This is a genomic window from Acidobacteriota bacterium, from assembly GCA_034211275.1.
Lineage (GTDB): Bacteria > Acidobacteriota > Thermoanaerobaculia > Multivoradales > JAHZIX01 > JAGQSE01.
In genome coordinates, this window is record JAXHTF010000112.1 from 1 (window position 1) to 22,294 (window position 22,294).

9 protein-coding genes are annotated in these 22,294 nt (G+C 67.8%); all 9 read right to left on the reverse strand.

What is annotated here, in order from left to right:
- Nucleotides 1–2,623, reverse strand: a 2,623-nt coding sequence (locus SX243_16345; protein ID MDY7094542.1) for a tetratricopeptide repeat protein, incomplete at its 3' end; no start/stop codon positions are given.
- Nucleotides 2,624–2,640: 17 nt separating this feature from the next.
- A complete protein-coding gene (locus SX243_16350; protein MDY7094543.1) occupies nucleotides 2,641–3,801 on the reverse strand; it encodes a glycosyl hydrolase family 8 in 1,161 nt (386 codons plus the stop codon).
- On the reverse strand, nucleotides 3,785–6,355 hold the full coding sequence (locus tag SX243_16355) for a cellulose biosynthesis cyclic di-GMP-binding regulatory protein BcsB (GenBank protein ID MDY7094544.1): 2,571 nt from the start codon (nucleotides 6,353–6,355) through the stop codon (nucleotides 3,785–3,787). The genes SX243_16350 and SX243_16355 overlap by 17 nt, the downstream gene beginning before the upstream one ends.
- A 4-nt stretch (nucleotides 6,356–6,359) precedes the next feature.
- A complete protein-coding gene (bcsA, locus tag SX243_16360; protein MDY7094545.1) occupies nucleotides 6,360–8,771 on the reverse strand; it encodes a UDP-forming cellulose synthase catalytic subunit in 2,412 nt (803 codons plus the stop codon).
- Nucleotides 8,768–11,494 (reverse strand): AAA family ATPase, encoded by a 2,727-nt coding sequence (locus SX243_16365; GenBank protein MDY7094546.1) that lies wholly within the window; start codon nucleotides 11,492–11,494, stop codon nucleotides 8,768–8,770. Before SX243_16365 ends, bcsA begins: the two co-directional genes overlap by 4 nt.
- Nucleotides 11,494–12,753 (reverse strand): metallophosphoesterase, encoded by a 1,260-nt coding sequence (locus SX243_16370; GenBank protein ID MDY7094547.1) that lies wholly within the window; start codon nucleotides 12,751–12,753, stop codon nucleotides 11,494–11,496. Before SX243_16370 ends, SX243_16365 begins: the two co-directional genes overlap by 1 nt.
- 448 nt (nucleotides 12,754–13,201) lie before the next feature.
- Entirely contained in the window at nucleotides 13,202–15,355 is a 2,154-nt protein-coding gene (locus tag SX243_16375; protein ID MDY7094548.1) for a hypothetical protein, read from the reverse strand.
- A gap of 487 nt (nucleotides 15,356–15,842) precedes the next feature.
- Nucleotides 15,843–20,717: an NAD-glutamate dehydrogenase gene (locus tag SX243_16380; GenBank protein MDY7094549.1), complete on the reverse strand. Its 4,875-nt coding sequence runs from the start codon at nucleotides 20,715–20,717 to the stop codon at nucleotides 15,843–15,845.
- 76 nt (nucleotides 20,718–20,793) lie between these two features.
- Nucleotides 20,794–22,191 (reverse strand): M23 family metallopeptidase, encoded by a 1,398-nt coding sequence (locus tag SX243_16385; GenBank protein ID MDY7094550.1) that lies wholly within the window; start codon nucleotides 22,189–22,191, stop codon nucleotides 20,794–20,796.
- Nucleotides 22,192–22,294 lie beyond the last annotated feature (103 nt).

The following is a 22,294-nucleotide window of genomic DNA, read 5'->3' on the forward strand; positions in this document are numbered from 1 at the left end:
ACGGCTCCAGCGCCGCCGAGGCCTGGTCGTACTGCCCCAGCTGATAGAGATTCCAGCCCCGCAGCACCTCGGCGGTAGAGTCCAAAGGCTCGAAGAGGCGACTCTCCTCCAGCAGGGCCAGGCTTTCCCGATGCTCCCGGCGCTGATAGGCGTCCTGGGCCCGGCGCACCAAGATGCGGGCCAACAGCTCGCGCAGCGGCGGGTGGTCGAGGTTGCCGCGGGCGACCTCCTCCGCCGCCGCCAGATCGTCGGCTTCGAAGCGGCTGAGGGCCAGACCGTAAGTGGCATCCTCGAGGGTGGGATCGAGCTCTGCGGCGCGCCGGAACCACAGCTCCGCGGCCTCCCCATCCCCCTGGCGGTGGGCGCTCCAGGCGAGCACCATGAGGAGTCCTGCCTCCTCCTCGGGAAGGGTTCCCTCCAGCAGCTCGGGCCAGCGCTGATCCACCGCCCGGGCCACCTGCAGGGCCAACGGCGCCACCGCATCCCAACGCTGCTGCTGCGCCAGGCTGAGCATCAACCCGCGGGCGGCGGCCTCGTCGGGACGATGGCGGTAGATCTGCTGAAAGGTCAGGGCGGCCTCGGCGAAGCGCTCCAGGTGGAAGAGGCTCCAGGCCTTGAGGCGGCGTTCCGGGTCCTCTAGCTCGCGGCGGGCGGCGGCGGCCTGCAGGTGTTCGAGGGCGGCGGCGTAGTTCTTCTGGGCGTAAGCCTGCTGCGCCCGTTGCAGCTCGATGCGGCCCTTCAGCTCCGCCAGCCGGGGGCTTTCCTCGAAGCTCGCCAGAGTCTCGTCGGCGGCGGCCAGGTCGCCCCCTTCGAGTTGCAGCAGGGCTAGGCCGTAGGCGGCATCCTCCAGCTCCGGATTCCGGGCCAGGGCGCGGCGGAAGAAGCCCTCGCCGCGCTCCATCTCGCCGTTCTCCACCAGCCCCCAGGCGATGGCGTTGAGCACCTCGCCGTCGGGCTCCTCCGATGACGAGCTCTCCGGCACCGGCTCCTCCATCAGGTCCGCCAGCGCCGCGAAGTCCCGCGCCTGCTGGAGGCTGCGGATCAATCCTTCCCGGCTCTCGGCGTCGGGGCCGCTCTCGTAGAGCTCGGTGAAGAGGGCCCGAGCCTGGTCCAGCTCCCCCAGGTGAAACCAGCTCCAGGCCAGCAACAGGCGCTGGTCCCGGTCCAGGGATCGTTGCAGCCGGCGGCGCTGCAGCAGGCTGACGGTCTCCAGGTAGTTCTCTTCTTCGAAGCTGCGGCGCACCTCCTCGGCCACCCCCTGCTCCACCAGCTCCACCAGCCGCTGGCTGTCGGGGAAGCGCTGGGGCCATTGCGCCAAAGCCTCGAGCTCGCCGGCGGCCAGCTGGGTCAGGGCCAGACCATAGGCGGCGCTCTCCCGATCCGGCTGCCATTCCAAGGCGCGCTCGAACCAGCGGCGGGCCAGGGCCGGCTGTTGCAGGCTGCGGTAGCTCCACCCGGCGGCCTCCGCCAGCCCGGCCTCCTGCCGTTCCTGGACCTCGTCTTCGATCTCTCCCAGCCAGCGCACCACGTCCCGAGGGCGCTCCGCTTCCGCCGCGGCCCCCATGCGGCCGGCATAGTAGGAGTACTGCAGCTCCGCCAGCCGCTCTCGGTCGGCCTCCGGCGCCCGCTGCCGGGCGAGATCGTCGAGCTGCGTCAGAACGCCGGGCCCGAGGACCATGGCGGCCTTCTCGAGGGTAGTCAGCACGTGGCGCCGGTCGCAGGAGGCGATGGCCCGGCGATAGGTTTGGGCGGAAGCCGCCTCGTCGCCGGTGCGCGCCTGGGCTTCCGCCAACCCCCAGAGCAAATCGATGCGCCGGCAGCTGAACTCCTCCGGCAGCTCCTGGGCCAGCGACACCACTTCCCGCCAACGGCCGCCGGCCACCGCCTGTGCCGCCCGCCGGCGCTGCTCCTCGCCGGCCAACAGATCCTGGAGCTCCTGGGGCGGCGCCCAATATGGGTCCTCCTCCTCGATCTCCTGAATCGCCTGGGCCACTTCCCGCCAGCGCTGCTCACCGGCCAGCGCCCACAGCCGCGCCTCCTCGGTTCTCCACCGCTCCCGGGATTCCCGGCGGCGCTGCTCCGCCAGCCGGGCGGCCACCTGCGCCTGCTCCGGCACCGCGACATTCTGCTGCCCTTGACGCTGGACTTCGGTCTGGGCTTCACCGGCCTCCCCCCGCCCGCGGCGACTCGGCTCCGCCGTCGCATCGGCGGTCTGTCGCGCCTCCGGGCCGGAAGACCGGCGCACGGACTCGGCGCCCCCTTCCTCCCGGCGAGCTCTCTCGGCCAGCTGTTGCTCCCCGGCGGGGTTGGCGTAGAGCACGGCGGACGGGTAGTCCTGGCGCCACCGCTCGAGGGCCCGGCGGGCGGGTTCGACCTCGCTCCAGCTGCCGATGAGCACCCGGTAGAGCCCTTCACGGCGCTCGATGCGCGCCTCGACGCCGGCCTCTTGCAGATCCTCGAGGCGCTGGTCGAGGGTACCGGCCCGGGCAGCGCTGCCCACCTCGATGGCGAAGAGAGCCTCCTCCTCTCCCTGGGCCGCCGCCGGCGCCGTGGCGAAGAGGGCCAGCAGCAGCGTCAACGCCGGGACCAGGACTCCCATGGCCGCCCCGCCTCGGATCTTCATCCCCTGTCTCCTCCCCATCACGGCCGCTCCTCCATCGCCAGCCGACTGAGCAGCAGCAGGCTGGCGGAATAGTAGTGCTCCTCCGGATCCAGCGGCGCCGCCGCGATGCGGGCGCTCCGGCCGGGTTCGCGGCCGGCGGCGGCGCGGGTCAGGGCGACGATGCCGTGGATGCCCTGGCCGGCGTCGTAGGAGCCGATGCTGTCGTCGGTGAGGTCGGTCCAGGCGGAGAGGAAGCGTGCGCCGCGGAAGTGCTCCCAGAAGTCCAGGTAGGGCCGCAGCCGCTCTTCCGTCTCCAACCCCGCCCACACCAGGTACAGGGGGATGCGGACGGCGTTGTAGCCGAAGAGGGGGTCGAAGCCCGGGGCCACCGCCAGCTCCGGTTCCACCCGCAACCAGTCCGGCGGCAGCTGCCATTGGCCGAAGCAGCTGGGACCGAGGAGGGCCAAACCGGTTTCCCGCACCTCGGCCCACTCCGGGGCCGGTGCCTCCACCTCGAGGACGGCGAGGGCCGGGAAGACCCAATAGGAGAGGTTGACGGTGAGCTCGCCAGGATGATTGAAGCCGTGTTGCCCCGGCAGGAGCACCGGGCCGTGGGGGCTCGGATGCACGACGGTCGAGCGCAGATCCTCGGCGATTCTGAGCCCGGCGTCGCGATACTCCGTCTCGTCCCACCGGCGCCAGGCCCGCAGCAGCGCCCAGGTCACCAGTAGATCGCCGTCGGTGGCGTTGTTGGGATCGTCCACCCCGTTCTCCGGCGACCAACGCCAGGCCAGGAGCTGGTCCTCCCGCACCTGGAGATGCTCCCGGGTCCAGGTCCACAGGCGATCGAAGGTCTCCCGGTCGTCGTAGGCCGCCGCCAGCAACAAGGCAAAGCCCTGGGCCTCGGAGTGGGTGATGCTGCGGTTGGCGGTATCGATGGTGCGCCCCTCGGGGGTGATGAAGCGCTGCCGATAAAGACTCCACTCGTCCACCTCGGATACCTCCTCCCCGCCTTCCTCCAACGGCTCCTCCGTCACCGCCGCCACCGCCGGCTCTTCCGGCGGTGCCTCCGGCGTGCAGCCTTGAGCCACTCCCAGGAGCAGCAGCGCCCCCAGCACCGCCAGCCAGGCGGGCTTTGATCTCGAATGGGGCTTCAAATGGGACCCCGAGAAGCGCCGGCGGCTATCGGTGGGAATCATCGTCCTCTCCCCGGGAGTCCAAATCCTCCTCCAGGGCCGGGTCGTGCAGCGACGAACCGTCGGGGTCCGAGCCCCGGCGGGGCGCGTCGAGGGCCCGCGAGCCGCGATCCCGATCATCGAAGTCCGACTCCCTAAACTCCCCGTCACCGAACTCCGCCTCGCCATCCGGCGGCGGGAAGTCGTCCAGCTCGTTCTCCCCTCCGACCTCCGGGTGGTGACGCTGCCGATAGCGACGCAAGAGGAAGAGGGCCGCCAGAGCGAAGAGCACCATCAGGAGCAGCAGGAGGATGGTCCAGAACCAGGGGTTCTTGGAGAAGAAGTACTCCATCCGCCCCTGGGGCCCGAGACCGCCCACCTTGTAGCGCTCGGCGACGCTGACGGTGCGCAACGAGGCGGAACGCTTCTCCCACAGCGCCAGATCGCCTTGCAGATTGTCCCAGAACCCGGGATCCACCAGCTGGGCGACGCCGTCGTAGAGCCGCTCGCCATCCTCCGCCACCACCACCGCCAGCGTCGAGCCGGAGCGCCACGGCGACTCATATTCCATCATCAGGCTGAAGCGTCCGAGACCACCGGTCTGGGTCAGGCGCACCACCTCCGGCGGCAGCGCTTGCTTCCCTTCCTCGAGCTCCACCAGGCTCCCGAGCCAACCCCGCAGGCGACCGAAGAGGCCCGCCGGTGAAGCCTCCGGCTGCTGCCGCACGGCGCTGGGATGGGGCACTTCGATGACCTCCCCGAGCTTCACCGGCGCCCCGTCCAGAACCTCCGCGGTGAGGGAGGAGGACGGCCCCACCAACAACCAGTCGAGATCCTCGTCCGGCCGGTCGTGGGAAACCAAGGCCTCGGTCAGGGGCAGGCCGCGTACCTGGGCCAGCCGCGCCAGCAGCGTCCAAGCGGCGCCGATGGTGAGCTCGTCCTTCGCCAGCACCTGCAAACCCATACCGGAGCCATCGCCCTCGACACCGAAGGGGAAGGCGGTGGCACTGAAGCGTTGGAGATCCGGCATGTCGACGAAGTGGGCGGCATCCGGCAGCTTCACGGTGGAGTCGTCGAAGAGGGTGAACACCAGGTTCCGGGTCTGGATGGCCTGACAGTCGCCGGTGATCTTGGGCATCATCTGAGGCACGAAGCTGATCTGGTTGTCGCCGGGCCGGAAGGAGCGCAAGGGAATCTGGATGCGGTAGTCGCGGAAGACCTCGCCGTTCTCGTTGCGCAGGTAGATGACGTCCTGGAATAACCCGTTGAGGAAGATGTTGAGCACCGAGTCGGCGCGCATGGCGGCGCCGTAGGCGAAATGCAGGCTGAGCTCCACGCTGCTGGACTCGCGGACGAAGAAGTCCGGCGGCACCCAGACAGCGAGATCGCTGGTGCCGGGGCTGATGCCCTCCAGGGTCTCGGTCTCGAAGCCGAAATAGGTGAAGGGATAGGTGCGGTTCTCGTGCACCACGTTGCGGGCGCTGTAATCCGGCAGCTCCGGCACCGCCAGCTCCTCGATGCGGCTGTGCACCGCGTCCGGCAAGGGATAGTTGGTGTAGGCGAAGGAACGGGCCGCCAGGCTCACCTCCTCCGGAGTGTTGCCGGAGACCACCAGAACGAAGAAGCGGGAATCCCCATCCTGGGGATAGATACCCAAGAACGGACCGTCGATGGCAGCGGCGAGGCTCGGATCCAGCAGCCCCGCCAGCTCGCTGCGGGTCCCCGTGAGCACCAAGTCCCGGCCACCGTGGTACGCCTGATCGAGGCCCGGAAAGCGCCATCCGGCGGTTTCGCCGGCAGGATCCGGCACCCGGGTGCGCAACCGCTGGTGCTCCGCCGCGAGGCTCTTGTAGCGCAGCCGCAGGCCCGCCCCCTGAGCCACCAATCCCCCCCACCGCAGGGCGTCGTCGCCGCCGCCGGGGCTGAGGATTTGCAGCCGGTAGGCACCCCACAGTCGGGGGTCGATGAGCTCTTCCAAATCCGCCAGGGTCGGGTTCAGGGGCACGAGGGTCGCTTCCAGCACCAACACCGAAGCGTCCACGTCGATCTGAGTGTAGAGCTCCGGCGCCGTGGGATCCTCGCACTCCAGGGTGTAGTGCTGGGCGACCCAGAAGGTCAGCTCGTTGTAGCTCTCCCGCAGCAGATCCGCCGGCAAGGTGATGTCCAACACGCCGTTGGGCTGGTCCGGATCGAGATCGACCTGGGCCAGGATGCGGCCGCTGAGGCTGACTCGCAACAGCGAGCGATCCCGCAGCAGCGCGGCGGAGTTGGTGTACTCCAGATGCAGCCGGGCGCTCTGCACCTCCATGCGCGGGGAGATGGGGATGAAGATCGATTCCTGACTGGTGGCGTTGCGCAAGGTCAGGGGCTCCTGGCGCTCGCGAAAAGCCCGTAGCGGCGCCTCGAACCGTCCTTCCACCGACGACGACTCCACCACCGCCGCGGTGTTGGCGGCACGGGGATCGGGCTGACCGAAGGCGGTCACCGGAGCGAGGACGGCGACGAGCGCCGCAAGCCACAGGCCGCGAGCCAGCGCGGTGCGGACCGACAAAGCGGTGGGGGGGAGCATCAGAAGCATGGAATCAAACCTTCCCGTTGGATTGTTCGGTAGCTGCGCCGGCGGAATCGAGGGCGAAGACACGGCGGAATCCCGCGGCCACCCATCGAACCGAACCGACAAAGGCCCAGCGCACGATATGAAGCAGATGGTTGGTGGCGGCGGCGATGCCCCGGGAGAGCAGGAAGCCGATGCCGAAGAAGACGCTGGAGGGCTGGTCACGGCTGTAGAGGAACTCGTTCCAGCGCCGGCTGTCGCCGTAGATCAGCCGCACGATCTTGAACCGGTCCTCGGTGCTGGCCTCGCCAAAGGCCATTCCCAGGGTCATGCCACTACGGCCATAGCGCCGGTTGCGCACCGTCACCGGGACCTCCACCCAGCCGTCCTGGCGCGGGTCGAAGACCTCCAGCCGCGTCCCCCGCAGGCCCTCCAGGGCCGCCGAGTAACGCCAGGGCACGATGACTCCGACGCCGCTGACGGAAATGTCCAACAAGCGGCACGGCACCCGGCTGTCCCCGCTGCGAAGACGGCCGCGATACCCGACCTTGACCCGCGGATAGTCGCGCCGCTGGGCGCGCTCGTAGACCGCTCCCAGTGCCGCGATGAGCAAGAGGATATTGAGAATCGCCCAGATGCCGGTGATCACCACCACGCCGCGATCCAACGGATAGGCATAGTAGCGGTACACCGCCGCCCCCAGGGACGCCACCATGATCAGGGTCAGGGTGTAGAACGTACCGGCGAAGGGAGAGATGAAGTTGTTCTCCAGATGCTCTCCCTTGGGGGTGACGCCGAAGCTTGGAGAGTGCGGGTTGATGAAGACCTGCACCAGACCCCGCAGGCAAAAAATGCTCTGCATGGTCTCGTAGAGCTCGGAGAAGAGGGTCCAGCGCACGTGGCCGAAGAGATAGGCGGATGCGAGGATGGCGCCGATCACGTGGGGCACCGCGTAGCCCAGGAATTCCTGCAGGTTGGCGCGGTAGATCTGCAGCCCAAAGATCAGGAAGAAGGCCGGCGCCACCAGGAAGACCGCCCGGGAGTAGGCGAAGAACCAGAAGAACGAGCTGTTGAAGTACCCCAACCGCTGGGGCAGGGTCAGCCCCTTCATCTTCAGCGGATTGCGCAGCAGGAAGATTTGCACCATGCCCTGGGCCCAGCGGGTGCGCTGGACCACGAAGCCGCCGAAGGTCTCGGGCTGGAGACCGGCGATGAGGGGCTGGTCCAGATAGGCGCTGTGATAGCCCAGACCGTGGAGAGCCAGGGCGGTCTCCGCGTCCTCGGTAATGCTGATGCCGCTGATGCCGCCGATCTGCATCAGGTACTCCCGCCGTAGCACCGCCGCCGATCCGCAGAAGAAGGAGCAATTCCAGAAGTCCAGGCCGCGCTGGATGACGCGGTAGAACATCTCGTTCTCGCTGGGCATGCGCTGGAAGGTCTGGAGATTCTTCTCGATGGGATCGGGATTCAAGAAGAAATGCGGCGTCTGCATCAGGAAGAGCTTGGGGTCGCGCTGGAACCAGCCGACGGTCTTGCGCAGAAAATCCGGCGACGGAACGTGATCGGCGTCGAGGATCAGAATCAGCTCGCTGGGCGTCTTCACCTCCCCGGAGTGGGGGTCGCTGACCTCGCCCTTCTCGATCTTCTCCAGCGCCGAGTTGATGTTGCCCGCCTTGGCGTGGAGGTTCTTGTCCCGGGTGACGTAGTAGGCCCCCAGCTCGGCGCACATGATCTGCAAGTCCCGGTGGCGATCCTTCGCCTCCTGGGCCTTGCCCGGGTCGGAATCGCCGCGCTTCTGCGTCGTGCCGCCGTCGTCCAGCAGATAGACGTTGAATCGGTCCTTCGGATAGTCCACCTGCAAGGCCGCAATGAGGGTGACCTCCAGGAGGTGCTGGGGCTCGTTGTAGCTCGGCACCATGATGTCCACCGTCGGCCAGGACTCCGGCGGGCCGGTGAGGGGCACCGGCTTGCGGTTGAGGAAGCTGGAGTTGATGAACAAGCTGACCAGGTAGAGGACGATGCCGTACACCTCGGCGGTGTACAGCAGGATCGAGCAGACAAAGCTCGGAAAGTCCTGGTAGACCACCGTATAGCCGGTGCGCCAGAAGAGGTAGCGCAGGGTGAGGAAGGCGCCGCAGCTGATGAAGAGAAAGCTGGTGAGGGGCGTGCGCGGCATCGCCTTGAACACCAGCATGGCGGCGAAGAGCACCACCCCGAGGATCTGCTGGGCCTGGACATCCACCGGCAGATAGGCCAGGAAGAGGATTCCCAAGGCCGCACCCACGCAGATGCGCCGGGCCCATTTGTCGTCCTGGATCAGCTCTGACAGGCGGCGCAGGATTCCTTCCGGGGCGGCGGCCGGGGCGCCGGCGCCGGCACCGGATGCGGCTCTCCGGGATGGATCCTGCTGAGACTGAGGGTCCTGGGATTGCCCGCTCATGGGGAAGCTGCCACGGAGATCGGTTCGAGGTCGATGCGCTGGTGGCCCCGGGCGTTCTCCAGTAGCCGCGCCAGGTGGGGGTGACAGGTGCAGAAGACCACCTGAGTGGACTCCGCCAGCTCTCCCACCACCGCCGAGGCCCGCGCCGCCCGCTCCGGATCCGCGTTCACCAACACGTCGTCCAGGAGCACCGGCAGGGCTTCTCCCTTGGCGCAGGTCTCGGCGATGAAGGCCAGGCGCACCGCCAGATAGAGCTCCTCGCGGGTGCCCCGGGAAAGGGTCTCGAAGTGAGCGATCTGGTGGCCGTCGGCGCGCTCCAACACCAGCCGGGACTCGCCCAGGGGCACCATCAAGCGCCGATAGCGATCACCGGTGATGCGGCGGAAGATCTCCGACGCCCGGGCGATCACCGGCCCCTGACGCTCCTGTTCGAAGCGCCCCTTGGCGCGCTCCAGCAGCGTGGCCGCAAGGCTGCACACCAACCCCCGCTGGAGCGCCACCGCCAGCTCCCCGCGCAGCCGCGACCGTTCCGCCAGCGCCTCGCCGTAGCTTTCGTCGAAGGCTCCGTGGCGGCGCCGTTCCGCCAGCTCCCCGCGGTGCTCCAACAAGGTCTCGAGCTCCTCCTGGGTGTGCCGCAGCTGCTCGTCCACCTGACGCCGGCGGTGGTCTCCGGAGCGCCGCTCGAGACGCCGCGAGGCCTCCGGCCAGCCGCCGGCGATGCCCAGGCGCAAAGCCTCGTCCTCCAGGGCCTGCTCCAGCTCCTCGGCCTGACGCAGCAGCAGCCGTTGCTCTTGCCGGCGATCCAGGAGCTTCTGCAGCTCCTTCTCTCCCCCGGCGCCGAGATCGGCAGTGAGCTCCATCAGCTCCTGCTGGGAGCGTTGGTGCATCTCTTCCACCTTGACCAAATCCTGTTCCAGCTGCTCCAGGTCCCGCTCCGCGTGACCGCGCTGGAGCGCCGACTGGCGGGCCTTGGTGAGCTGGGCCTGCAGCTCGTGGGCGAGCACCGCCAGCTCGCCGCGGACGGGAGCGTCGAGGCCGAAACGGGCGGCGAGCTTGGCCCCCAGATGCTCCGCTTCCCCGAGGGTCTCCTCCAGCGACGCGGTGAGCTCCACCAGCGCATCCCGCCGGCCGCACAGACCGCGCAAACCCCGCAGATCCCGCAGCACCCGCGGTGCTTCCTCCACGGTGGTCTGCACCGGCAGGCCGAAGGCGGCTCGCTGGGCCTCCAGCTCTCCTTGAATCTTGTTCAGCTGCCGCACCATGGGCAGGCTGCCCTGCGGTTCCAGCTGGCCCTTGAGGGCGCGCTCGATCTCCGCTAGCTGACGGCGGGCGGTGACCATGGCCTCGGTCTCCGGCAGTCGCTCCCGCAGCCCCCAGGCGAGCAGGCCGCCGGCGAGGGTGATGGAGAAGATGGTGGTCAGCAGCCCGGCGTCGGGACCGGCGAGGAACCCGAGCAATCCCAGGAGCACCAGAGCGATCCCGGCGAGGGAGAGGAAAACCAGCAGCCGCCGGTCCCGGGGCGCCTGGCGCTGGAGCATCTGGCTCAGGCGCATGCGCTCCAGCCCCAGGCCCCGGCGCAGCTGCACCACGTCCTCGCTGAGCTGGATCAGGGACTCCAGGTCGGCATCGTTGAAATCGGTGACCGCCAGGCGGGCTTCGTCCCACCCCGGGCCCAGGGACGACAGCTGGCCGCGCAAGGAATCTTCCAGCTCCTGGAGCTCTTGGCGGGTGCGCTGCAGCTGGGTCAAATGTTCCTGGGCCACCGCCGCCCGCCGATCCAACAGGCGGATCTCCTCCTCGGCGTCGAGAATCGCCGGCCGGCCGCTCACCGCCCCCAGCTGCGCCCGGGCCTGGGCGATCTCCTTCTGCACCCGCTCCTTGGCCTCCAGATAGCGTTCCTGGCGGTCCTGCCAATAGCCGTAGCGCTCCTCCAGGTCGTCATCCACCGCCGCCGGCACGGTCAGCGCCTCCGCTTCCCGGCGCTTCTCCCGCAGCCTCTCCGCGAGCTCCCCCAGCTGGCTCCAGCGGCGCCCCTCCTCCACCCGCTCCTGCAGCCGGTCGAGGGTCTGGTGCAGCTCCGCGATGCGCTGCTCGCACTCCACCAGCTCGAGCTCCTGGGCCACCAGCTGACGGCGCCGGGACCGCAGCTCTTCGAGCTCCTCTTCGAGCTCCTGCAAGCGCTCCACCCGCCGGCTGACGGCGCCCAGACCGGGCTGCAGAAGTCCCTCCGCCTCCTCCCGAAGGCCGTCCATGGCGTCCTGAGGGGAAATACTGGCGGTGCCCAGGCTGGCCCCTACGATGCGGTCTTGAACCGCCGAGCCGCTGAGGGTACCGAGGCTTTGCAGCTCGTCCAGCGCGAAACCGTAAACACTGCTGTACTGGCGCCGGTCCACCGCTCCCAAGAGCCCGCGGAGACGCTCCCCTCCCAGCTCCATCCCGTCCTCGTCGCGCACCTCGAGCTCGTCCCCGGCGCCGTCCCGGCGGCGCTCCACCACCACCACCGACCCATCCTCCTGCACCAGCTCCAGCAGCACCCGCTGCCGGGCGGTGCCGTTGGTCAGATTGCCGACGAAGCCGAAGAGGCCACAGCGAATGGCTTCCAGGAGAGTGCTCTTACCCGCTTCGTTGGCTCCCAGGATGACGTTGAGGTTCGGACCCAAGGGTTCCAGGCTGTGGTCTCGATGATCTCCGAAGCCGTCCAACTCGACGCGCCGAATCCACATCACGCGTCCTCGAGGGTGAGGGCCCACAGGGCCTCGGCGGTGGCCAGGGAAAGGAGCTCTTCGAGATTCTGCGCCGGGGCCAGCTCTGCGGGCCAGATCTTCTCGGGCAGCCCCGCCCGGTCGAGCAACTCCTGCACCGTGGCGCGCAGCGCCTCCTGACCGCCCTCGGTACCGGCGCGGCTCTGTTCTTCCAACACCGCCTCGGCGAAGCTCTCCGCTGGGATTCCTTCCCGGGCGGGCGTGGGCAAGACCTCCATCGCCGGCGGCCCGAGGATCACCCGGTCGCCGAACCGCTCTCCCAGAGCTTTGCGCAGAGCGTTCTCGAAGCGGCTGCGGGAGGACGCCAGGCCACCTCGCACCGACAGGTGGAGCAAGACCAGCTCGACCTCCCTCGGCAGCTCCCCGTCGATCTCCTGCACCACCCGCCGCACTTCGGACTCCAGCGTCTGAGCGGTGCTCAGCTCCACCGCCTGAGCGTGCCAGGCCACCGGGCCCAGGGGCCGGAATCGACATTTCGGAGGTCGGGAGCGGCCATCGGCCCACTCGATGAGGGAGCAGCCCCGCAGGCCGGTCTCCCGGGGCCAGCGGGCCTGGGCGCAACCAGGGTCGTGGATCAAGGGATCCGCTTCGGACCAGGTGCGGTGTCGGTGGGCGCTCCCCAAGAGCCAGGCGTCGAGGCCACTGCGTTCCACTTCCCGCAGGCGCAGCGCGCCGCGCAGATCCCCGACCCGGCGCTCGGCGGTCACCGTGCCGTGGCGCACCGCCACCTGCACGGCGTCCTCGTGCTCCGGATCCCGGCGCCTTGCCGAGGGCAGGCGGCTGCCCTCCACCGCCGGATCCCGGGAGTACCCCACCACCGACACCACCACCCGTCCGCCCCGCCGCACCAGGAACTCGGGATGTTCAGGGGTCAGCAGGGTCGAACCGGCGGGGAGCTCGAAGCCACTCCAGACAGACGAGGAGAGACAATCCCCCTCCCCGGCCACCAAGACCGTAGGAATCTCCTCCGCAGCCAGCTCCTCCAGCCCTTCCACCAGCCAGCGGCGAGCCTCCAAGGGCGCCTCCCCATCCAGGGTGTCCCCGGCCAGCACCACCAGGTCCACCTCCTCCTCCACCGCCACCTGCACCAGCTGGCGCCAGGCAGCATGGGTCGCCCCGGCGCACAAGGCTCGCTCCGCAGCCCCCAACTCCCCGGGTAAACACTCCATGGGAGCACCCAGGTGCAGGTCGGCTGCGTGCAGCAGTCGGATCTTCTTCATCGGTCTTGGCGGACCCGGCCGGTCACCCGTTCCCACATTCGCAATCTTCCCGGTACCACGATGTCCCCGGCGCTTCTATGATCCGAGCACTAAGGCTCGGCATTCAGTCGTAAGCTCCTCAGCTGCTCAGCGCCAAGTAAGGGTCGGCACGCCCTCCGCCTCAAGGATGATTTCGAGCAACCTTGGCGATCAGGGGAGCACAAGCCTTGGGAGCTTACTTCGATTCAAAAGTGAACTGGCATCATGACAGAAACTGCCAGCTCCGAGCAAATTGTAGAAGGTCATACAAAACGGTAGCCGCGCTCCGCCTAGTATTCGGTCTCCGAAGACCTTCACCCCCTTCGTTCTACCTGGAAAGCTGCAAGATTCATGCACAAAAGGGGGACGAGCCCTGCGGCCCGTCCCCCATCCTCCCGGTTCATCCGCTCAGGACGCTCCGGTCAGCGACTCAGAGATCCGTCGGATCGCTGTCGTCGTCATCATCGTCGTCATCATCGTCGTCGTCATCGTCGTCCCCCGGCGGTGGCGGCGGCGGCTCCACCGAGCCCGGCAAACCGAAGCCGCTGTCCAGGCCTTGGAGCTCGAAGCTGCCGTCGGGCCCTGCCAGCTCGCCGTACTCGCTCACCCAATAAGACTGCCGCGCCTCGACGTCGATCTCGATGAGAGCACCGAAGGCCACGTCGGCGGCGAACAGCCGCCCCTGACAGTTGTGGGCCAGGCTGAAGACGGTGCTGGCACCGGTCTGGTGGGCGAAGTCCGCCTGCGGCAGAGTGAACTGGTAGGTCATCTGCCCCGTCGGGCTGAGGGTGAAGAGGTTGCGGTTGCCCGCATCGATGACCCACAGCTCGCCGGTGCGCGGGTTGAAGCTCAGGCCCCGACCCTGGGAGACACCGACGCTGCCCAGAGCCACCGCTTCCCCGGTGCTGGGGTTGATGGAGAACAGGCAGTTGGGGCCGCAGCCTTGGATTTGATCCAGGCTGACGCCGTAGATCAGGCCCGGGGTGAAGCCGTAGTTGGCCGCCGCCGGAGGCGCGATATCCATCGAGTGGACGTTGGAAGCGCCGCCGGTGAAGGGGCCCACCAGGGTCACCAGACCGGTGGCCAGATCCACCCGGTAGAGGGAGTCGTCGCCGTCGCCGGTGGCGAAGAGCAGCGAGTTGTCCTGGGAGTTGGAGGTCAGGGTGGTGATGCCGGACGAAGCGCCGACGATGTCCGACCCCTCGATGTTCAGCGGCATGGTGTCGCCGGTGAAGACATCGGAGATGACCATGTCGCCGTCGGTGTTGTGGAAGACACCGTAGAGGTTGTAGCCATCGCAATCGACCACCGCCACGTCACCGCAGATCTGCAGCAGCACGTCGTCGTAGTCGCCGTCGCCGAGGTACCAGCCGTCCTCCCAGCCGACGAAGAGCGGTCCGCCCTCGGTCTCGTTGGGGACGATGTTGGCGTGGACGAAGCCGTCCAGATTGTTGCTTCCGGCGCCGCTGATGAAGAAGTCGCCGAAGGGGGTGAAGAGCCCCAGCTCGAGCTGCGAGCCGGCGACGAACTTGCCCAGGTTGAAGCGGGTCCCCTCGGGGGTGGACAGGGACGGATAGGTCCGGCCGTCGGGCAGCACGACCTGGTTCTCCCAGGCGGCGGTTTCACCGCGCAGCACCGTGAGGGTGACGTCGGCCTTGTCCGAGTACACCACGATGCGGTTGGCCGGCGCCTCGTAGCCGTCGCCCACGTAGCGCTCCTCCATCGGCGCGCAGGGCAGCTGCGGGCCAGTGCACAGGGCGTCCAGGCTCTGGATGTTGTAGTTGCCGTTGTAGGAGGCGCTGCCCTGGGTGCCCACCCAATAGCTCTGCTGGGCGACGGGATCGATCTCCAGCAGCACGCCGAAGGAGAGGTCGATGGCGTACATCCCGCCCTCGGGGCTGTGGCCGAGGCTGAAGACGGTGGCAGCACCGCTCTTGTCGTTCCAATTGAAACCCGGCAGGCTGAACTGATAGCTGACGTTGCCCATGCCGTCGACGGTGTAGAGAGTGTTGCCGCCGGAGTCCAGCAGCCACAGCTCGCCGGTGATGGGATCGAAGCTGGCGCCGCGCACCTGGTTCACCGGCAGACCGGCGATCTTCTGCGCCTCGCCGCTGGAACGGCGGATCTTGTACAGGCAATTGCCCCAACAATCCTGGACCCCGTCGATGCTCACACCATAGATGGCACCGGTCTCGAAACCATAGACGGAAGCCGCCTCCGGCGCGATGTCCATGGCCTGGACGTTGGTGGCGCCGTTGTCAAAGGCCCCCACCAGGTCGGTGGTGCCAGTGGTCACGTCGACCCGGTAGAGGGAATCATTGCCGTCCCCGGTAGCCACGTAGAGAGCGTTGTCCTCCGGGGCGCTGGTGATGGCGGTGACGCCGGAGAGCCCGGACTGGCCGCTACCCGCGGCGATGAGGGTCGAAGTACCGGTGAGAGGATCGACCAGCACCACCTCCCCGTTGCCACTCACCACCACCCCTGCCAGGCTCGGGTCACTGCAGGTGGGGCCCTGGGCCAGAGCCGTCCCCATCACCACCAGCGCCAGAGCTGTCATCACCGATAAGATCCAATTCCGTTGCATTCGCGATCCTCCTTGCCGAATTCAAGCAAAAAAACTTTCTATTCCTGGGCTTCGACGGGCGCAGCTCTCCCTTGCGGGATGCTTCCTGGAGAACTTGCGCAGAGCTCACTCCAGGAGCGCTCCCCACCATGCCAGGCGCTTATCGAAAAGAATCTAAGTGACTCATTCCTCACGCCTTATGAGTGCCGCACTCAAGGCATATTCAACATCGATGCCAGCCTGAGGAGGTCAGTTTTTCCGCTTTTCCGACGAGGGCTCCGAGGCGCGTCGCAGATCATCCTTGCGAGTTTTCGGGCTTTTGCAAGGACTGAGTCTTCAATAGCAATATGAAGATTAGTTCCTTTATAGATCAGCAAACCTGCGTCTATCTATCCGCTGTCAGGAGCCTGACGTTTTTTGTCAGATGGATCCGCAGGATGAACCCGCCGGATGAATCCGGCTCCTTGAGGAACAGCCTGCCGATCGTCCTTCCCCCGGAGGCGGGGTGCTAGCGAGTCGTCAGATCGCGTAGGTGCTGGTTGGCCACCGTCAGCATGGAGATATCTACGACGTTGACCGCCCGCAGCTCCTCCACCAGCTGGCGCAGCCGGCCCACGCTCTGGCGGTTGCGCTGCATCCAGCTGCGCACCGGCCGGGCCTGCCCCTGGCCGGATTCGAGAACCTGGCTGGTGAGCAGGCTCTGGTGCGAGTAGAAGTCCTCGACGATGCCCTCCAGAGCGTCCTTCTGCCAGCGGTTCTTGGTGCGCAGCTTGCGGGAGGTCTCGCGCAGCCAGTCGATCCCCAGACGGGCGCCGAGACGGAAGTAGATGCGCGCCACTTCCCGCACGTCCTGCTCCTCCCCGGCGATGCGCACGATGTCGCAGGCGGAGCTGAGCAGCGGCAGGCTGGCGATGCGCCGGGCCAGCTCCTGGGGTGCGCCCTTGGCCTGCAGGGTGCGCGCCTCGGCCTCCAGCAGCTTGAGGTGCTCCGCCGGCAGGATCGCCGCCAGATCCTCCGCCAGCGCCACCACCCCGGCCTCGTAGCGGCGCACGGTGGCGGTGATGTCGATGGCCTTGCCGCCGCTGTGACGCAGGAACCACAAAGTGGTGCGTTCGAGTAGCCGGCCCACCGCCAACACCATGTCCATCTGCAGCTCCGCAACCAGCTTGTCGTCCAGGGCTTCGATCTGCGCCCACAGATCCCGCAGGTGATACGTGTCGCGGGTCACCGTATAGGCCCGGGCGATATCCACCGCCGAGCTGCCGGTGGCCTCTCCCAGCCGGGTGATGAAGGTGGGACCGACGCGGTTGATCATGCTGTTGGTGGTGTAAGTGGCGATGATCTCCCGGCGCAGCCGGTGGTTGGCGATGCGGTCCCGGTAGCGCTCCTGGAGGGCCCGCGGGAAGTAGCGCACCAGATCTTCCACCAGCAGGGCGTCGTCCGGCAGATCCGACTCCAACAACTCCTGGTAGAGGAAGAGCTTGGAGTAGGCCAGGAGGACGGCGATCTCCGGCCGGGTGAGGCCCTGCTCCAGAGCGTGGCGCTCCGCCAGGGTCTCGTCGTCGGGAAGATGCTCCAGGGCCCGGTCCAAGCGCCCGGCGCGCTCCAGATCCCGCATCATGCGCAGGTGCAGATCCGCCAGCCCCGGTCCCTGGGCCTCCTCCACCGAGATGGCCAGGGTCTGGAGGTAGTTGTCCCGCAACACCAGCGCCGCCACGTCGTCGGTCATCTCCTGCAGCAGCAAATCCCGCTGTTTGACGGTGAGATCACCGCCGCTCACCACCCCGTCCAGGAGGATCTTGATATTCACCTCGTGATCGGAACAATCCACCCCGGCGGAGTTGTCGATGGCGTCGGTGTTGTTGCGCCCACCGGCGAGGGCGAATTCGATGCGCCCCTCCTGAGTCAGCCCGAGGTTGGCTCCTTCGGCGATGACCCGGCAGCGCAGCTCCGGAGCGTCCACCCGCACCGGGTCGTTGGTGCGGTCCCCGGTGTCCGCATGATGCTCGTAGCTGGCCTTGACGTAGGTCCCGATGCCGCCGAACCACAGCAGGTCCACCTCCGCCTTGAGCACCGCCCGCACCAGCTCGTCGGGGGTTACGGAGTCCTCCTCGAGGCCGAAGCGCCGACGGATTTCGGGGGTCAGCTCCAGGCTCTTGGCGCTGCGCGGGAAGATACCGCCGCCCTCGGAGATCACCGAGCGGTCGTAGTCGTCCCAGGTCGAGCCCGGCAGCCGGAAGAGGCGTTCCCGTTCCGCGAAGCTGCGCTCCGTATCCGGATCCGGGTCGACGAAGATGTGCAGGTGATTGAAGGCTCCCAGCAGCCGCAGATGACGGCTCTGGAGCATGCCGTTGCCGAAGACGTCGCCGGACATGTCGCCGACGCCGACGACGGTGAAATCCTGGCGCTGGACATCGTGGCCGAGCTCCCGGAAGTGGCGCTTCACCGACTCCCAGGCGCCGCGGGCGGTGATCCCCATCTTCTTGTGGTCATAGCCGGCGGAGCCGCCGGAGGCGAAGGCGTCGCCGAGCCAGAAACCGTACTCCAGGGAGATGGCGTTGGCGATGTCGGAGAAGGTGGCGGTGCCTTTGTCCGCCGCCACCACCAGATAGGGGTCGTCCTCGTCCCGCCGCACCACCATCGGCGGCGGCACCACGGCGCCGTCCACCAGGTTGTCGGTGAGGTCCAGGAGGCCGCGGATCATCATCCGGTAGCAGGCCTTGCCCTCCTCCAGGAAGGCTTCCCGGCTGCCGTCCGTGGGCGGCTGCTTGAGCACGAAGCCCCCCTTGGCCCCCACCGGCACGATCACCGCGTTCTTGACCATCTGGGCTTTCATCAACCCCAGGATCTCGGTGCGGAAATCCTCCCGCCGGTCGGACCAGCGCAAGCCACCCCGGGCCACCTGGCCGCCGCGCAGATGCACCGCCTCGAAGCGCGGTGAGTAGACGAAGATCTCCACCATGGGCCGCGGCTTGGGCAGATCCGTGACCCGCTGGGAATCGAGCTTGAAGGCCAGGTACGGCGGCTCGGCGCCGCCCTCGCCACGCTGGTAGAAGTTGGTGCGCAGGGTGCACTTCACCAGATTGAGGAAGAGCCGCACCATGCGGTCCTGATCGAGGTTGGTGACCCCGTCCAGCATCTCCCGGATCGACTCCTCGAGCTCCGCCGCACGCTGCTCCGCGGCACTGCGGTCTCCGTCCTCGGAGGTCAGGGCAGGGTCGAAGCTGGCCTCGAAGAGCTCCACCAGCAAACGGGAGAGCTGAGGGTTGGCCGCCAGGGTGTCGCCGATGTAGCGCTGGCTGAAGGTCACCCCCGCCTGGCGCAGGAACTTCGCGTAGGCCCGCAGCACCACCACCTGACGGCTGGTGAGGCCGGCGCCCAACACCAGCCGGTTGAAGCCGTCGTTCTCCACCACCCCATGCCAGATGTCCAGGAAGGCCTGGCGCAAAGATTCCTTCGCCGCCGCCAGATCGATGGCGCTGCCATCCGCCGTCTGGAGATCGAAGTCGCCAATCCACACCGGCTCCTCCACCCCCTCCGGACGCACCGCGTAGGGAGTCTCGGAAACCACCTTGAAACCCAGGTGCTCGAGCTTCGGCAACACATCGCTGAGCACCGGCGGCTCGCCACCGTGGTAGAGCTTGAGGCGCACCTGGTGATCCCGTCCCTCCAGCGCCCGGTAGAGGTGTAGCTCGAGGCTCGCTCCGGCGCCGTATTGGGCGACATCGGAGCTCTGGGTGGCCAGCATCTGCTCGATATTCTCAATGTCCGGAGACACCACCTCCGGCGGGAAGGCTTCCCGATAGGCCACCGGGAAGGCCTCGCCGTAACGCCGGTGCAGGGCCAGCCCCCGATCCTCGGCGAAGCGCGCGACCAGAACCTGCTGCAGCCGGTCCGACCAGGTGCGGGCGGCGGCCACCAGCCGGCCCTCGATCTGCTTGCGGTCGTAGGGCGGCAGCTTGCCGGGAGTGGTCTTGATGATCAGGTGCACCCGCGCCAAAGGCGAGTCGGCGATCTGGCTGTAGACCGCCGATTGCTCGCCGTCCAGGGCCTGGGAGAGGATCTGGCCGAAGCGTAGCCGCAGGGCCGTGTTGTAGCGGTCCCGGGGCACGTAGACCAGGCAGGAGACGAAGCGCTCGAAAGGGTCCTCCCGCAGGAAGAGGGCGATGCGCTGGCGCTCCTGGAGCTGCAGGATGCCCAGGGCGGTGTAGAGCAGTTGCTCCTCGCCGATCTGGAAGAGCTCGTCCCGGGGGAAGGTCTCCAGGATGTGCACCAACGCCTTGGCGTCGTGGCCCTTGGGCGGAAAGCCCGCCCTCTCTACCGTGTGCTCCACCTTCTGGCGCAGCAGCGGAATGGTGCGCGGGCTGAGGCTGTAGGCCACCGAGGTGAAGAGGCCCATGATCCGCCGCTCCCCCACCACCTCACCGGCCTGGTTGTAGCGCTTGATGCCGATGTAGTCCATGTGCACCGGGCGATGCACCGTGGCGACGCCGTCGGCCTTGGTGACGATGAGCAGCTCCTCCCGGCGAGCGAAGCGGCTCATGGCCTCGGTGAGCAGGGTGATGGGGCGCTCGGCGGCGGAGGGCCGTGCCCGGCGCAGCACTCCGAGGCTCGATTCCGGCACCGCCCGCAGATACTCCCGCCCCTTCTGCCGCACCAGGTCCGCTTCGCGGTAGCCGAGGAAAGTGAAATGGTCGTCCGCCAGCCAGCGCAGGAAGGCCTGCACCTCCTCGGCCTCCTCCTCCGGCACCGGGGGCGGGTTGGACTCCAGCTCCTCGACGATGTCCAGAGCCTTCTGGCGAATGGGCTGCCAATCGTCCACCGCCAGCCGCACGTCCTCGAGGACGCTCTCCAACACCTCCCGCAGCTCCTCCAGGGCCTCCGGACGAGCTTCTCGTTTGACCTCCATGTGCATCATCGACTCGGCGATGCCCTCGGCCTTCTCATCCGCCGCCAGCAGCCGGGTGCGCACACCGTCCTCATCCCGCTCCACCCGCACCACCGGGTGCATCAGCAGATGGGTGTCGAGGCCCCGCTGGGCCACCGCCGCCGACACCGAGTCCACTAGGAAGGGCATGTCGTCGTTGACGATCTCCACCACCGTGTAGCCGGTCTGCCAGCCGTGATCCTCCACCCGCGGGTTATAGACCCGCACCTTGGCGGTGCCCACGGAGCGCTGGCGGGAGAAGGACCACAGGGAGAGCACCGCCCCCAGCAGATCCTCCGCCGGGGTGTGGAGCAGGTCGTCGGGACTCGCCGGGGAGAAGAAATAGCGCACGAAACGCTCGATCTCCTCGGCGTGCTCGGCTTCCAGGCGAGCTCGAAGCCGTTCCACTACTTCAGAGATCAGAGCCTCTTTGAGGGCTTCGGCCGATGCGGTCATGGAACCTCCACGGGGGTCTTGGGAAAGGCTGGGCGAGGGCCGGAGGCCCGCCGCCGAATGCTTGGTTGGTGTGTCTTCAGCCGCCGGCGGCGGCACCTTGCAGGCGATCTTCGATCCGCCGCTGGACCCAGCGGCCATCCCACCACTCCACCGGATTCACCGCCAGATCTTGAAGCAGCAGGGTGAAATGGAGGTGGTCGCCGCCGGCCAAACCGGTGGCGCCGGTGTGGCCCACGGTCTCTCCCCGGGCCACTTGCTGGCCCTCCTCCACTTCGATGCGGGAGAGGTGAGCGTAGAGGCTGAGCAGCCCGTAACCGTGGTCCACCACCACGGTGCGCCCGTAGATCCCCAGATACCGCGCCAGGACCACCCGGCCGGCGTTGGAGGAAGGCACCGCCGCGGCGCGCACGGAGGCCAGGTCGAAGCCCAGGTGATCCTGCTGGTCCACGTCCCGGCCTTGGTAGACGTACGTACGGCGATCCGCAAAGGAGGACATGACCTGACTGCCGGGAAGCTGCAGGAAGGCTCCCTGCCATAGCTGCCGGGGCTCCGAATCCTCCCCCAGCTCCGCCAGCACCTCGGCGTTGGCCTGGCGTAGGTCACCGTTGATGCGCAGATAGTCCTGGAGCAGGTCGCCGGTGGATTGCAGCTCCGGCGTTTCCGCCAGGATGCGCGGCACGACCCGCGCGAGGAAGGCGTCGTCGACGTTGATGGTGTCCCGCCGGAGGGGATGCACTTTCAGGCCGTCGAGGAAGGGCACCTCGCTGCGATTGCCCACCTCGTCCTCCGCCACCAGAACGACCCCCGAGGCCTCCTCCAGGTCGTAGGGCACGCCGAAGAGAGCGAACCGGCGGCCATCGTCCCCGCCGGCGCCATCCGGTAGGGGGAAGCCCGGGAACCAATGATCCCCGGCCTGAACACCGTCCCGAACGCTGGTTTTGCCGGGACGATACACCACCAGGCCACTGCCGCCTTGCTCGGCATAGTTGGCGGTGGACAGAATCTCCAAGCTCGGCGGCCGCAGCCGCACCGCCAGCACCACCTCCGCCACCCCGGGCTTCGGGTGCCGCAACCAGGTGGCGGCCCGTTGGGCCTCCACGCGGATCGTCGCCTCTCCCTCTTTCAATCCTTCGATGGTCCGGCTGCCGACTTCCAGCTCGAAAGTCTCCGACGGCGTGTAGTCACCCCAGAAGCGCCAACTCTCCCGCGGCGCCACCTCCACCTCCGCCAGCACCCGCCGCAGATCCCCCTGCATCAACTCCACCCGCACCGTGCTCAACCCCCGCCGGGGCTCGGAGACATAGACCTCCACCGGCGTCGAGGGGCCAATGGCGAGGAACGCCGGCCGAATCTCGATGGCCGGCCGCGGCCCGACTCGGAACCAGGCCAGGGCCACAACGACGACAGCGATCGTCACCAGCAGAAAAAGGGCGCGGCGACGCAGGCTCTGTTTCTTCTCGCGGCGTGGAAACATGGGGGTGAGCTCCGGTCAGGAAGGTGAAGTTCCGGAGCCGTCCGGACGAAGAGAACTATACAGCAGCCCCGCCGCCGGAACCACCCACCGCGGCCAAAAATCC